The 14,572-nt window shown below is 66.3% G+C and carries 12 protein-coding genes and 1 tRNA gene; all 13 read left to right on the forward strand.

The annotated features are described in order from the left end of the window. On the forward strand, positions 1-465 hold a 465-nt coding region (locus tag VFE83_RS04230), incomplete at its 5' end, for an NADH-ubiquinone oxidoreductase-F iron-sulfur binding region domain-containing protein (RefSeq protein WP_324903634.1). Continuing rightward, positions 462-2,690, forward strand: coding sequence for an NADH-quinone oxidoreductase subunit NuoG (gene nuoG / locus VFE83_RS04235; protein WP_324903635.1), 2,229 nt, complete (start codon positions 462-464; stop codon positions 2,688-2,690). The genes VFE83_RS04230 and nuoG, both read left to right, overlap by 4 nt. A gap of 3 nt (positions 2,691-2,693) precedes the next feature. Continuing rightward, positions 2,694-3,743, forward strand: a complete 1,050-nt coding sequence (nuoH, locus tag VFE83_RS04240) for an NADH-quinone oxidoreductase subunit NuoH (RefSeq protein ID WP_324903636.1) — start codon at positions 2,694-2,696, stop codon at positions 3,741-3,743. Positions 3,744-3,756: 13 nt separating this feature from the next. Beyond that, on the forward strand, positions 3,757-4,245 hold the full coding sequence (nuoI, locus tag VFE83_RS04245) for an NADH-quinone oxidoreductase subunit NuoI (RefSeq protein WP_324903637.1): 489 nt from the start codon (positions 3,757-3,759) through the stop codon (positions 4,243-4,245). A gap of 13 nt (positions 4,246-4,258) precedes the next feature. Then, positions 4,259-4,897, forward strand: a complete 639-nt coding sequence (locus VFE83_RS04250; RefSeq protein ID WP_324903638.1) for an NADH-quinone oxidoreductase subunit J — start codon at positions 4,259-4,261, stop codon at positions 4,895-4,897. Continuing rightward, positions 4,894-5,220, forward strand: coding sequence for an NADH-quinone oxidoreductase subunit NuoK (nuoK, locus tag VFE83_RS04255; protein WP_324903639.1), 327 nt, complete (start codon positions 4,894-4,896; stop codon positions 5,218-5,220). Before VFE83_RS04250 ends, nuoK begins: the two co-directional genes overlap by 4 nt. Positions 5,221-5,239: 19 nt before the next feature. Beyond that, positions 5,240-7,417: an NADH-quinone oxidoreductase subunit L gene (nuoL, locus tag VFE83_RS04260; RefSeq protein ID WP_324903640.1), complete on the forward strand. Its 2,178-nt coding sequence runs from the start codon at positions 5,240-5,242 to the stop codon at positions 7,415-7,417. 33 nt (positions 7,418-7,450) lie between these two features. Next, positions 7,451-8,965 carry an NADH-quinone oxidoreductase subunit M gene (locus tag VFE83_RS04265; protein WP_324903641.1) on the forward strand — a complete coding sequence of 505 codons (1,515 nt, stop codon included), beginning with the start codon at positions 7,451-7,453 and terminating at the stop codon, positions 8,963-8,965. 11 nt (positions 8,966-8,976) lie between these two features. Then, the gene (gene nuoN, locus VFE83_RS04270; protein ID WP_324903642.1) at positions 8,977-10,422 is read left to right on the forward strand and encodes an NADH-quinone oxidoreductase subunit NuoN; all 1,446 of its coding nucleotides are present in this window, start codon (positions 8,977-8,979) and stop codon (positions 10,420-10,422) included. Positions 10,423-10,504: 82 nt separating this feature from the next. Next, positions 10,505-10,581 (forward strand) — tRNA-Met (locus tag VFE83_RS04275). Positions 10,582-10,852: 271 nt separating this feature from the next. Beyond that, positions 10,853-11,428 carry a ribosome maturation factor RimP gene (gene rimP / locus VFE83_RS04280; RefSeq protein ID WP_324903643.1) on the forward strand — a complete coding sequence of 192 codons (576 nt, stop codon included), beginning with the start codon at positions 10,853-10,855 and terminating at the stop codon, positions 11,426-11,428. Between the two features lie 61 nt (positions 11,429-11,489). Then, positions 11,490-12,977, forward strand: a complete 1,488-nt coding sequence (gene nusA, locus VFE83_RS04285) for a transcription termination factor NusA (protein WP_324903644.1) — start codon at positions 11,490-11,492, stop codon at positions 12,975-12,977. 89 nt (positions 12,978-13,066) lie between these two features. Next, positions 13,067-14,572: translation initiation factor IF-2 N-terminal domain-containing protein (locus VFE83_RS04290; RefSeq protein ID WP_324903645.1), on the forward strand; the 1,506-nt coding region annotated here is incomplete at its 3' end.

Raw genomic sequence — 14,572 nt, forward strand, 5'->3', positions numbered from 1 at the left:
CCGGGCGGCTCGTCGATGCCGGTGCTGCCGGGCGACACGATGATGTCGCTGACGATGGACTACGACGCGATCCAGAAGGCGGGTTCGGGCCTGGGCTCGGGCGCGGTCATCGTCATGGACGACACCACCTGCATGGTGCGCGCCTGCCAGCGCATCGCGCGCTTCTATTTCAAGGAGTCGTGCGGCCAGTGCACGCCCTGCCGCGAAGGCACCGGCTGGATGTACCGCATGCTCACGCGTATCGCCAACCGCGAGGCCACGCTCGACGACCTGCACATGCTGCGCACCGCCGCGGGCCAGATCGAAGGGCACACCATCTGCGCGTTCGGCGAAGCCGCCGCGTGGCCGGTGCAGGGCTTCCTGCGCCACTTCTGGCATGAATTCGAATACGCGATCGTCAACAAGCGCTTCCTCGTCGACGACGAGGCCGCCGGCACGGTCGTGCAGCAGGTAGCCGCCGCATGAGTGCGCAGCCCGTCAATCCGAACCTTCCGCCCGACCACGTCACCGTCTTCATCGATGGCGTCGAGATGGCCGCGCCGAAGGGCTCGATGATCATCCAGGCGGCCGACAAGGCCGGCATCCCGATCCCGCGCTTCTGCTACCACGACAAGCTCAGCGTCGCGGCGAACTGCCGCATGTGCCTGGTCGAGGTCGAGAAGATGCCGAAGCCGGCGCCGGCCTGCGCCACGCCGGTGATGGACGGCATGAAGGTCGCCACGCGCAGCGAGAAGGCGCTCAAGAGCCAGCGCAACGTGATGGAGTTCCTGCTGATCAACCATCCGCTTGACTGCCCGATCTGCGACCAGGGCGGTGAGTGCGAGCTGCAGGATCTGTCGCTGGGTTACGGTCGTTCGGTCAGCCGCTTCGCCGAGCGCAAGCGCGTAGTGCCCGACGAGGACATCGGTCCGCTGGTCGCCACCGAGATGACCCGCTGCATCCAGTGCACGCGCTGCGTGCGCTTCACCGCGGAGATCGCCGGCACGTACGAGCTGGGCGGCATGTACCGCGGCGAGAACCTGCAGATCGGCACGTACGACGGCAAGCCGCTGACGACCGAGCTGTCCGGCAACGTCATCGACGTCTGTCCGGTCGGCGCGCTGACCAACAAGGTGTTCCAGTTCAAGGCGCGTCCGTGGGAACTGATCGCGCGCGAATCGCTGGGCTACCACGATGCGCTGGGCAGCAACCTGTTCCTGCACGTGCGTCGCGGCGAAGTGCTGCGCACCGTCCCGCGCGACAACGAAGCCGTCAACGAGTGCTGGCTGTCGGACCGCGACCGTTACTCGCACCAGGGCCTGTACGCGGAAGACCGCGCAACGGTCCCGATGGTCAAGGAGAACGGCGAGTGGCGTGAGGCCTCGTGGGAGGAGGCGCTGGCGAAGGCCGCGAAGATCCTGCGCGACAACGGCGCCGACCGCCTCGGCATCCTGGTGCATCCGGCGACCTCGAACGAGGAGGGCGCGCTGCTCGCACGTCTCGCTGAAGCGCTGGGCACGGGCAACATCGATCACCGCATCCAGCAGCACGATTTGAGCGATGGCGCCACTGCGGCGACGTTTGCCGCGCCGGTCGCCGACATCGATCACGCCGACCTGATCGTCATCGTCGGTTCCAACCTGCGCCACGAATTGCCGCTGGTGAACCAGCGCGTGCGCAAGGCATGGACGCGTGGCGCCAAGGTGCACGTGATCAATCCGGTCGACTTCGATTTCACCTTCGATGTCGCCAGCAAGCGCATCGTCGCCCCGTCGCAGATCGCGGCGACGCTCGGCGACACGGCGCTGGCCGACGCCGCGAAGGCGGCGACGCGTGCCGTGGTCATCGTCGGCGCGCTCGCGGAGAACGGCCCGCATGCGTCGGCCATCCGCAAGGCGAGTGCCGATTTCGCCGCCGCCACCGGTGCATCGATCAACCGCATCCCGCAGGGCGCGAACGCGGTCGGCCTGTCCGACTACGGCGTCCTGCCGACCTCGCGCGACGCGCAGGCGATGCTGGCCGATCCGCGTTCGGCCTACATCCTGTACGGCATCGAGCCGGGACTGGATTTCGCGGACACGGCGACGGCGACCAAGGCCCTCAATCCGGCGCAGGTCGTGGCATTCAGCACCTTCGCATGCCGTTCCACGCGCGCCGTGGCCGACGTGATCCTGCCGATCGGCCTGCTGCCGGAGATCGACGCCACGCTGACCAACCTCGATGGCCGCCAGCAGGCGACCGTCGCCGGCGGCAAGCTGCCGGGGCAGGCGCGTGCCGGCTGGCGCGTGCTGCGCGCCCTCGGTGGAGAACTGCAGGCCAAGGGCTTCGAGTTCGTCGACCTGGCCGGCCTCCGCGCCGGCATGCAGATGCGCGACGTGAATGTCGTGGCCGGCAACTCGCCGATCGCTGCGGGCGAGGGTCTGGAAGTGGCCGCCAGCATCGCGATCTATCGCAGCGATGCGGTGGTTCGTCGCGCTCCGGCGCTGCAGTCGCATCCCCTCAACGTCGAACCCAGGGCCGTGCTGCATCCGCAGGATGCCTCGACGTTCGGTCTGGTCGACGGCGTGGTTGCCAAGTTCAACACCGCCGCGGGCACCGCGACGCTTCCCGTATCGGTGAGCGAAAAGGTTGCCCCGGGCACCGTATGGATCGAGACCGGACACGGCGCCACCGCGCCGATGTCGGGTCGCGTGCAGGCGGGGAGGGCGTAATCCATGTTTGATCCGTTCCGCGACTGGCTGCTGTCGTTCGGCAATCTCGGCGCCGTCCTCTGGATCGTCCTGAAGGTGCTGGTGATCGCCATGCCGGTGATCATCGCCGTAGCCTTCTACGTCGTCTGGGAGCGCAAGCTCATCGGCTGGATGCACGTGCGCCACGGGCCGATGTACGTGGGCATGGGCATCCTCCAGGCCTTCGCCGACGTGTTCAAGCTGCTGTTCAAGGAGGTGATCCAGCCGACCAAGGCGGAGAACTTCCTGTACAAGCTCGCGCCGCTGATCGCGCTGGCGCCGGCGTTCGCCGCCTGGGCCGTGGTTCCGTTCGACGCGCAGCTGGTGCTGTCCAACGCGAACGCGGGCCTGCTGTACCTGCTGGCGATGACCTCGCTGGGCGTGTACGGCATCATCCTGGCCGGCTGGGCATCCAACTCGAAGTACGCGTTCCTCGGCGCCATGCGCGCCGCGGCGCAGGTGGTGTCGTACGAAATCGCGATGGGCTTCGCGATGGTCGGCGTGATGGTCGGCGCCGGCAGCCTCAACCTCACCGAGATCGTGATGGCGCAGGCCGGCAACGCCGGCGCGCTCGAGTGGTTCTGGGTGCCGATGCTGCCGCTGTTCGTCGTGTACTTCATCTCCGGTGTCGCCGAGACCAACCGCGCGCCGTTCGACGTGGTGGAAGGCGAATCGGAAATCGTGGCCGGCCATATGGTCGAGTATTCGGGTTCGGCGTTCGCGCTGTTCTTCCTCGCCGAATACGCGAACATGATCCTGATCAGCTTCCTGACCTCGATCTTCTTCCTCGGCGGCTGGCTGAGCCCGTTCCACGGCCTCGGCATCCCGCTGCTGTCGGTCGACGGCTGGTGGTGGCTGTTCGCCAAGGTCTTCTTCTTCGCCAGCTGCTTCATCTGGTTCCGCGCGTCGTTCCCGCGCTACCGCTACGACCAGATCATGCGCCTGGGCTGGAAGGTGTTCATCCCGCTGACCATCGCCTGGATCTGCGTGGTTGCGCTGATGGCGTACTTCGGCATCTTCGAGCCGGGCAAGTAAGGATCAGTCAGGCATGAATCGCATCGTTTCCTATTTCAAGAGCCTGCTGCTCATCGAGCTGGCGCAGGGACTGGGCCTCACCGCCAAGTACCTGTTCAAGCCGAAGTACACGCTGATGTACCCGATGGAGAAGACGCCGCAGTCGCCGCGCTTCCGCGGCGTGCACGCGCTGCGCCGCTATCCGAACGGCGAAGAGCGCTGCATCGCCTGCAAGCTGTGCGAGGCGGTCTGCCCGGCGCTGGCCATCACCATCGATTCGACCAAGCGCGAGGACGGCACCCGCCGCACCACGCGTTACGACATCGACCTGTTCAAGTGCATCTTCTGCGGGTTCTGCGAGGAATCCTGCCCGGTGGACTCGATCGTGGAAACCCACGTGCACGAGTACCACTTCGACCGGCGCGGCCAGAACATCGTGACCAAGCCGCAGCTGCTGGCCATCGGCGACCGTCTCGAAGCCGAGATCGCCGAACGCCGCGCCGCCGACGCACCTTTCCGTTGAGGGCCTGACGAACATGGATCTCGCCCAGATTGCCTTCTTCGTCTTCGCGGCGGTCGCCACTGCCGCGGCCGTCGGCGTCATCAGCGTGCGCAACCCGGTGCACGCGGTGCTGCTGCTGGTGCTGACGTTCTTCTCCGTGGCCTGCACCTGGATCATCGCGGGCGCCGAATTCCTCGGTGTCGCGCTGATCCTGGTCTATGTCGGCGCGGTCATGGTGTTGCTGCTGTTCGTGGTGATGATGCTCGACATCGACGTGGCACCGCTGCGCGAGGGCTACGTGCGCTATCTGCCGATCGGCCTGGTGGTCGCCGTGGTCATGCTGGTGGAAATGCTGACGCTGATCGGCGTCAAGGCGAACGTGGTGACGGCCTTCCCCGCCGATCCGTCCGTCGCCGGCAACACGCAATGGATCGCGCGCGCACTATTCACCCAGTTCCTGCTGCCGTTCGAAGTGGCCGCGGTCATCCTGACTGTCGCCGTGATCGCGGCGGTCACGCTGACCCTGCGTCGTCGCGTCGGTGCCAAGCACCAGAATCCGTCGGCCCAGGCGCGCGTCCGTGCGGCCGACCGCGTGCGCATGGTCAAGATGGACGCGGTCAAGCCGGCCGTGCCCGCGTCGACCGAGGTTCCGGCAGAGGAGGGCAAGCCGTGAGCGAATTCTTCGGAGCCGGGCTTGCGCTCGGCCATTACCTGGCGCTGGGTGCGGTGCTGTTCTGCATCAGCGTTGCCGGCATCTTCCTCAACCGCAAGAACGTGATCATGCTGCTGATGTCGCTGGAGCTGCTGCTGCTGGCGGTCAACATCAACTTCGTCGCGTTCTCGCGCCAGCTGGCCGATCCGGCCGGTCAGGTGTTCGTGTTCTTCATCCTGACCGTCGCCGCGGCCGAAGCCGCCATCGGCTTGGCCATTCTGGTCACGCTGTTCCGCAACCGGCGCACGATCAACGTGGCCGAAATCGATTCGATGAAGGGCTGACGCGGTGGAGAACGCTATCGTGGAGCACGCAATCTCCAAGACCGTCCTGCTGGCGATCGTGCTGGCCCCGTTGCTGTGCGCCATCATCGCCGGCCTGTTCCGTCGCCAGGTCGGGCGCGCCGGCGCCCACTGGGTCACCATCCTCGGCGTGGCGGTGAGCTGCCTGCTGTCGATGCAGGTGCTGTGGCAGCTGCTGCAGGGCGCCGCGCCGTTCAACGAGAACGTCTATACCTGGTTCCAGGTAGGCGGCATCGAGGCGCACATCGGTTTCATGGTCGACAAGCTGACCGCGATGATGATGGTGGTCGTCACCTTCGTCTCGCTGCTGGTGCACATCTACACCATCGGCTACATGGCCGATGACGATGGTTACCAGCGATTCTTCAGCTACATCTCGCTGTTCACCTTCTCGATGTTGATGCTCGTGATGAGCAACAACTTCCTCCAGCTGTTCTTCGGCTGGGAAGCAGTGGGTCTGGTCTCGTACCTGCTGATCGGCTTCTGGTTCAAGCGCCCGACCGCCGTTTTCGCCAACCTCAAGGCGTTCCTGGTCAACCGCGTGGGCGACTTCGGCTTCCTGCTCGGCATTGCCGGCGTGCTGCTGATGTTTGGCTCGCTCGACTACGGCACGGTGTTCGCCAATGCGCCGCTGATCAATGGCGCGGAAATGACCGTGTGGTCGGGTGCGCTGACGCTGTTCGGCAAGACCATCACGCTGACCTCGCCATGGACCTGGTCGGTCGCCACCGTGATCTGCATCTGCCTGTTCGTCGGTGCGATGGGCAAGTCGGCGCAGGTCCCGCTGCACGTGTGGCTGCCGGACTCGATGGAAGGCCCAACGCCGATCTCCGCGCTGATCCACGCCGCGACGATGGTGACCGCAGGGATCTTCATGGTCGCGCGCATGTCGCCGCTGTTCGAGCTGTCGGAAACCGCACTGATGTTCGTGCTGTTCATCGGCGCCACCACCGCGTTCTGGACCGGCCTGATCGGCATCGTGCAGAACGACATCAAGCGCGTGGTCGCGTACTCGACCCTGTCGCAGCTGGGCTACATGACGGTCGCGCTGGGCGTGTCGGCCTACAGCGCGGGCGTGTACCACCTGATGACGCATGCCTTCTTCAAGGCGCTGCTGTTCCTGGGTGCGGGCTCGGTCATCATCGGCATGCACCACGAGCAGGACATGCGCAAGATGGGCGGCCTGAAGAAGTACATGCCCGTCACGTATTGGACGATGCTGCTCGGCACGCTGGCGCTGATCGGCACGCCGTTCTTCAGCGGCTTCTACTCGAAGGACACCATCATCGAGGCCGCCGCGGAACACGCGAGGGAAGGGCACAGCTGGATCGCCACCTACGCGTACTGGGCCGTGCTGCTGGGCGCCTTCGTTACCGCGTTCTACAGCTTCCGCCTGCTTTACCTGACCTTCCATGGCAAGGAGCGCTTCCGCGACGCGCATGGGCACGATCATGACGCGCAGGCGCACGACGCGCACGGACATCAGCAGCACGATGCCGACGAGCACGGCCACGGCGAGCATGCGCACGCGTCGCACGACGATCATGGCCACGGTCATCACGGCCCTGTCGAGCCGCACGAGTCTCCGTGGGTCGTCACGGTGCCGCTGATCCTCCTCGCGATTCCGTCGGTGCTGATCGGCTTCTTCACGGTCGGTCCGATGCTCTTCGGCACCGACTGGAGCGGCCACTACCAGCAACTGCCATTCTTCCTCGGCGCTATCGACGTGTCCGCCGCGCGCGACACGGTCGCGATGGTGGGCAAGGAGGTCTGGCACGGCCCGGTGAAGTACGCGGTGCACGGCTTCATGGCGCCGGCGTTCTGGCTGACCCTGGCGGGCTTCGCGCTGGCGACCATCATGTACTGGTGGAAGCCTGAGCTGCCCGCGAAGGCGCGCCGCGTGTTCGCATGGCCTGTGCGGGTGCTGGAGAACAAGTACGGCTTCGACAACCTGTGGATCGACGGCTTCGCCGGCGGCGGCCTGGGCCTGGGCAAGGCCTCGCGTGCCATCGACACCCATCTGATCGACGGCGTCGCGGTCAACGGCAGCGCACGCGTCGTCGACCTGGTCGCTCGCCTCACCCGTCGGCTCCAGTCCGGCTATCTCTATCACTACGCCTTCGCGATGATCATCGGCCTGATTGCTTTGCTGGCCGTGCTGATCCGCTACTGGCGCTAATCCCGACAAGGACCCGACGTGAACCCCGAGCCCTTGCAAAGCACTTCCTTCCTGCTCAGCCTGCTGATCTGGCTGCCGATCCTCGGCGGCGCGGCGACGCTGGCGTTCGGCAACGAGCGCGCCGGTGCGGCGCGCTGGTTCGCCACGGCGGTGGCCCTGCTGGCCCTGTTGGCGAGCATCCCGCTGTTCACCGGGTTCGACATGGCGAGCCCGGCCATGCAGTTCGTCGAGAACCGTGAGTGGATCCCGGCCTACGACATCCGCTATCACCTGGGTGTCGACGGCATTTCCGCCGCGCTGATCGGCCTGACCACGCTGACGACGCTGCTGGCGATGATTGGCGCCTGGACGTCGATCGACAAGCGCGTCAGCCAGTACTACGCCGCGTTCCTCATCCTCGAAGGCCTGATGGTCGGCGTGTTCGCCGCCTTGGACGCGATGCTGTTCTACGTGTTCTTCGAGGGCATGCTGATCCCGATGTTCATCATCATCGGCGTGTGGGGCGGCCCGCGCCGCGTGTACGCGTCGATCAAGTTCTTCCTGTACACGTTCCTCGGTTCGCTGTTCATGCTGATCGGGCTGATCTACCTGTACCTCAAGGGTGGCAGCTGGCAGTTGGCCGACATGTATGCGCTGTCGCTGAACGCCACCGAACAGATGTGGCTGTTCTTCGGATTCCTGATCGCCTTCGCGGTCAAGGTGCCGATGTTCCCGGTCCATACGTGGTTGCCAGATGCGCACGTGGAAGCGCCCACGGCCGGCTCGGTGATCCTGGCCGCGATCATGCTGAAGATCGGTGGCTACGGTTTCGTTCGTTTCGTGTTGCCGATCGTGCCCGACGCCGGCGCCGAGTGGGCGTGGCTGGTCATCGCGCTGAGCCTGATCGCGGTGGTTTACGTCGGCCTCGTCGCGCTGGCGCAGGACGACATGAAGAAGCTGATCGCGTATTCGTCGGTTTCGCACATGGGCTTCGTCACGCTGGGCACGTTCATTTCGTTCGCGCTGGTGCGTGACTACGGCAATACCGATGCGGCCCGCCTTGGCCTGCAGGGCGCGATGGTGCAGATGATCAGCCACGGCTTCGTGTCGGGCGCGATGTTCTCGTGCGTGGGCGTGCTGTACGACCGCATGCACACGCGCATGATCAAGGACTACGGCGGTGTGGCCAACGTGATGCCCTGGTTCGCGGCGTTCGTGGTCCTTTTCGCCATGGCCAACTCGGGCTTGCCGGGCACGTCCGGTTTCGTCGGCGAGTTCATGGTGATCCTGGCCAGCTTCCAGAAGCACCCGCTGATCGGCTTCGTCGCGGCGACCACGCTGATCATCGGCGCCGCCTACACGCTGTGGCTGGTCAAGCGCACCATCTGGGGCGAGGTGGGCAACGCACACGTTGCCGAGCTGGAGGACATCAACGCGCGCGAAGCCTTCGTGCTGGGCGTGTTCGCCATCGGTGTGCTGCTGCTGGGCGTGTGGCCGAAGCCCCTGACCGACCTGATGGAGCCTTCCATCGCGAACCTGGCGACGCAGATCGCCTCGTCGAAGCTTTGAGGTTGTAGCGCATGAACATGCCTGTCCGCTCCGTCGCCGACATCCTGCCGCTGCTGCCCGAACTGGTGGTCATCCTCGGCGCGTTCGCGCTGCTGATGCTCGACCTGTTCCTGGACGAGCGCCGCCGCGTCGTGAGCCATCTGTTCGCCATCGCCGTGCTGGCGGTGGCCACCCTCATGGTCGCCACCGGCGTGGGTGGTCAGGGCACCGTGCTCAGCGGGATGTTCATCCGCGACACCGCGGCCGACGTCATGAAGGTGACCATCGGCGTCGTCGGCATCCTGTCGATGATCTACACCTGGCCGTACCTGCGCGCCCGCGACCTTTACAAGGGCGAAGTGTCGGTGCTGATGCTGTTCGCGACCGCCGGCATGATGCTGCTGGTGTCCTCGGGCAGCCTGGTGATGGTGTACCTGGGCCTGGAAATGCTGGCGCTGTGCTCGTACGCACTGGTCGCCATCGACCGCGACAGCCCGCTGGCTTCGGAAGCCGCGATCAAGTACTTCGTCCTGGGCGCCCTGGCGTCGGGCCTGCTGCTGTACGGCCTGTCGCTGATCTACGGCGCGACCGGCACGCTGCAGCTCGACCAGATCGCCGACGCCGCCCGCGCCAACTCGTCGTCGCTGATGCTGATCACCGGCGTGGTGTTCGTGGTGGCGGGCATCGCGTTCAAGTTCGGTGCCGCGCCGTTCCACATGTGGCTGCCGGACGTCTATCACGGCGCGCCGACTCCGATCACGCTGTTCATCGGCTCGGCTCCCAAGCTGGCGGCCTTCGGCATGACCTATCGCCTGCTGGAAATCGGCGCCGCACCGTTCGAGGAGCACTGGCGCCTGATGCTGGCCGCCGTGGCCGTGCTGTCGCTGGCCATCGGCAATCTCAGCGCGATGGTGCAGAGCAATCTCAAGCGCCTGCTCGCGTACTCGACCGTTTCGCACGTGGGTTTCCTGTTCGTCGGCCTGGCAGGTGGCGGCCGCGAAGGGTTCGCCGCGGCGCTGTTCTACGCGATCAGCTACGCGCTCATGTCGGCGGCAGCCTTCGGCGCGATCATCGTGCTGTCGCGTCGCGGCTTCGAGGCCGACCGCATCAACGACTACAAGGGCCTGAACGCGCGCAACCCCTGGATGGCGGGACTGGTTCTGTGCGTGATGGCCTCGCTGGCGGGCGTGCCGCCGTTCCTTGGCTTCTGGGCCAAGCTGGCGGTACTGCGCGCGGCGCTGCAGGGCGACATGCTGTGGTTGACCCTGGTAGGCGTGGTGTTCGCGGTGGTGGGCGCGTTCTACTACCTGCGCGTCATCAAGGTCATGTATTTCGATGAACCGGAAGGCGAGGCGATGCAGCCCAGCGACAACCGTCCGCTGCGCATCGCCTTCGGTGTGAACGCGCTGGCGCTGATCGCGCTGGGCCTTGCGTGGAATCCGATCATGGCGTGGTGCCAGCGGGCATTCGCTGGCTGAGCGGAACGTTCAGCGCGGCCCGAATGAATTCATGAATCGGGCTTGCGTAGTTTTAAGTCGACCGTTATCATGGTCGGCCTGATGCGGGGTGGAGCAGTCTGGCAGCTCGTCGGGCTCATAACCCGAAGGTCGCAGGTTCAAATCCTGCCCCCGCTACCAGCTTCGGCCAGGGACCTCTCGATGACGAGGTCCCGGGAAAAGTCCGGGATCCGGGCGTTTCCTAGGCCAAAGGCTCGGGCTTGGTGATGGCGCTCTGCTCGCGCCGTCACACCGAAATCCAGCTGTACGGACAAGGGGCCCGCAAGGGCCCTTTGTCGTTTTCGTGCCCGCAGGCACGTGCTCGGAAGTGCAAGTCGCAGGGCCGGGTTTTTCATTGGCGTGTGCATTGATGCATGCAGCGATCGGACGATCGCCAGGCGGAGTTCAGAGCGTGACGGATAAGGCAGTCGAAATCGCGAACCTGCTCGCTCCGACCGTGAGGTCGCTGGGTGTCGAGCTGCTGGGAGCGGAGTACCTTCCTGCGCCCGGCAGTGCGGTGCTGCGTCTGTATATCGACGTCCCTGCCGATCAGGCGGGCGGCGAGGACGGTCAGCCGCGCTCCGTGACCATCGAGGATTGCGAAGCGGTCAGCCGCGAGGTCTCCGCCCAGCTCGACGTGGAAGACCCCATCAGCGGGCAGTACACGCTGGAGGTTTCCTCGCCGGGCCTGGATCGCCCACTGTTCACGCAGGCGCATTACGAGCGTTTCGCGGGCGAGACCGCCAAGGTCACGCTGAAGCTGCCGCAGGACGGTCGCCGCCGCCTGCAGGCGCAGATCGTGCGCGTGGAGGGCGGCAACGTCGTCTTCCTGCTGGACGGTAACGAGTTCGTCGTGTCGTTCGAGAACATCGACAAGGCCCGGCTGGTGCCCGACTGGGCGGCGCTGGGCCTGGCTCCGACGAAGCCGGGCAAGGACAAGCCATCGAAGGGCGCGCCGAAGGGTGGCGCTTCGAAGGCAAAGAAGTAACCACATCAAATCACCACCAAATGCCGGGGCGCGCATGCGCCGACCGTGCGGAGTCTGAGAGATGAGCAAGGAACTGTTGCTGGTCGTCGATGCAGTCGCCAACGAGAAGGGCGTGCCTCGTGAGGTCATCTTCGAGGCCATCGAGGCCGCGCTGGCGTCGGCCGCCAAAAAGCGCTACCACGACCAGGACGTGCTGGTGCGCGTGACGATCGACCAGAAGGACGGCAGCTACGAGACCTTCCGTCGCATGGAAGTCGTCGCCGACGACGTGGTGATGGAGTCGCCCGATCGCCAGATCCGCCTGATGGATGCCATCGACGAAGTCGAGGGCGTCGAGGTCGGCGACTACATCGAGGAGCAGATCGAGAATCCCGAGTTCGGCCGCATCGCCGCGCAGGCCGCCAAACAGGTGATCGTGCAGCGCGTGCGCGAAGCCGAGCGCCAGCAGGTCGTCGATGCGTGGAAGGATCGCGTGGGCGAACTGGTCACCGGCGTGGTCAAGCGCGTGGAGCGCGGCAACATCTACGTGGATCTGGGCGGCAACGCCGAAGCCATCATCCCGAAGGACAAGGGCATTCCGCGCGATGCGCTGCGCACCGGCGACCGCGTGCGCGGCTACCTGTACGACGTGCGCAGCGAGCCCCGCGGCCCGCAGCTGTTCATCAGCCGTGCGGCGCCGGAATTCATGATGGAGCTGTTCAAGCTCGAGGTGCCGGAAGTCGGGCAGGGCCTGGTTTCGATCAAGGCCTGTGCGCGCGATCCGGGCGACCGCGCGAAGATTGCCGTGGTCGCGCACGACAACCGCACCGATCCCATCGGCGCGTGCATCGGCATGCGCGGTTCGCGCGTGCAGGCGGTGAGCAACGAGCTCAACGGCGAGCGCGTGGACATCGTGCTGTGGTCGGACAACCCGGCGCAGTTCGTGATCAACGCGATGGCGCCGGCCGAAGTGCAGTCGATCATCGTCGATGAAGAGAAGCACTCGATGGACCTGGCCGTGGCCGAGGACCGTCTGGCGCAGGCGATCGGCAAGGGCGGCCAGAACGTGCGCCTGGCCAGCCGCCTGTCGGGCTGGCAGCTCAACGTGATGACCCAGGACCAGGTCACCGCGAAGTCCGAGGCCGAGCAGGCCGCGGCGCGCCAGTTGTTCCAGGACAAGCTGGAGGTCGACGAGGAAATCGCCGGCATCCTGGTCTCGGAAGGCTTCAGCACGGTCGAGGAAATCGCCTACGTGCCGGTCGGCGAGCTGCTTGCGGTCGAGGGCTTCGACGAGGACATCGTCGAGGAGCTGCGTTCGCGCGCCCGCGACGCGCTGCTCAACGAGGCGCTGGCCGCGGAAGAGGAGCTCGAGGAACACCAGCCCTCGGCCGACCTGCTCGAACTGGACGGCATGGACGAAGCCACTGCGTACGCGTTGGCCGCTCGTGGCGTCGTGACCCGCGACGACCTGGCCGACCTGGCCACCGACGAGCTGACCGATATCGATGGCATCGACGAGGCCCGTGCCGCCGCGCTGATCATGGAAGCGCGCAAGCACTGGTTCGAATGAGTACCGCGTCGGCCTGCCCCGCACGCCGGGGCTAGAATGACGCCAACACGCGCGGGACCCGTCCCGCGCCAAGAGGACACGGAATCCGAATGTCGCAGCAAACCACCATCCGCAAGCTGGCCGAACTGGTGAACACGCCGGTCGAGAAGTTGCTGGAGCAGCTGGCCGAGGCCGGCATGAGCTTCAGCGGCCCCGACCAGGTCGTGACCAGCATCGAGAAAGTCAAGCTGCTCGGCTTCCTCAAGCGCGCCCACGGCAAGGCCGACAAGGCCGAGTCCGGCGACGCGGCGAAGAAGATCACCCTCAACCGCAGCCGCAAGCAGGAAATCACCGTCGGCGGCGGCAAGAACAAGACCACCGTCGACGTGGTCGTGCGCAAGAAGGTCACGCTGGTCAAGCCGACCGAAGGCGCCGCGGGTGCCGATGGCGACGACGAGCGCGCGGAAATCCTGCGCAAGCTGGAGGAATCCAAGCAGCGCAACCTGGCCGAGCAGCAGCGTCTTGCGGCCGAGGACAAGCGTCGTGCCGACGAGGCCGATGCCGCCCGTCGCCAGGCGGAGGAAGTCGCCCGCCAGAAGGCCGAGGAAGAAGAGCGCGCCCGCCTGGCCGATGCCAGCGCGGTCGTGGAAGAGCGCGACGAAGAGCCCGTACGCAAGGTGGCCGGCCACGGTCACGGCCATGGCCATCCCAAGCCTGCGCCGGCCCGCGCGCCCGAACCCGCACGCGGTGCGCCGGCCCACAAGCCGCGCGGCTCGCACGCGATGGTCACGGGCGTCGAGGACGACGACCGTACCAACCGCTTCGCCGGCCAGATGCACCTGAGCGCGACCGATCGTGCGCGCCGCTCCAGCAGCTCGCGCGGCAAGGCCAAGCCGCCGCGCCGGCAGGCCGAGCAGTCGCGCTCCGGCAGCGGTTTCACCCGTCCCACCGCTCCGATCGTGCGCGAAGTCGCCATCGGCGAGACCATCACTGTCGCCGACCTGGCGCAGAAGATGGCACTCAAGGGCGGCGACGTGGTCAAGGCGCTGTTCAAGATGGGCGTCATGGCGACCATCAACCAGAGCATCGACCACGACACCGCTGCGCTGGTGACCGAGGAACTCGGCCACGTGGTGGTGAAGGCCGACGCCGCGACCGCCGAGGATGCGCTGCTGGCGCACGTGGAAGAGACGCAGGGCGAGAAGGCCGCGCGTCCGCCGGTCGTGACCATCATGGGCCACGTCGACCACGGCAAGACCTCGCTGCTGGACGCGATCCGCCAGACCGAAGTGGCGGCGGGCGAGGCCGGCGGCATCACGCAGCACATCGGCGCCTACCAGGTCCACCAGGGCGAGAAGGTCATCACCTTCCTCGACACCCCCGGCCACCAGGCGTTCACGGCGATGCGCGCCCGCGGCGCCCGCGTGACCGACATCGCGGTCATCGTGGTCGCGGCCGACGACGGCGCCAAGCCGCAGACCGACGAGGCGATCGACCACGCGAAGGCGGCCGAGGTCCCGATCGTCGTCGCGGTGAACAAGATCGACAAGGAGGGCGCGGACCCCATCCGGGTGCGCACCGAGCTCGCCCAGCGCGGGCTGAACCCGGCGGAGTGG

Origin of the sequence: Lysobacter sp. (genome assembly GCF_035655815.1) — a bacterium.
GTDB lineage: Bacteria > Pseudomonadota > Gammaproteobacteria > Xanthomonadales > Xanthomonadaceae > Lysobacter_J.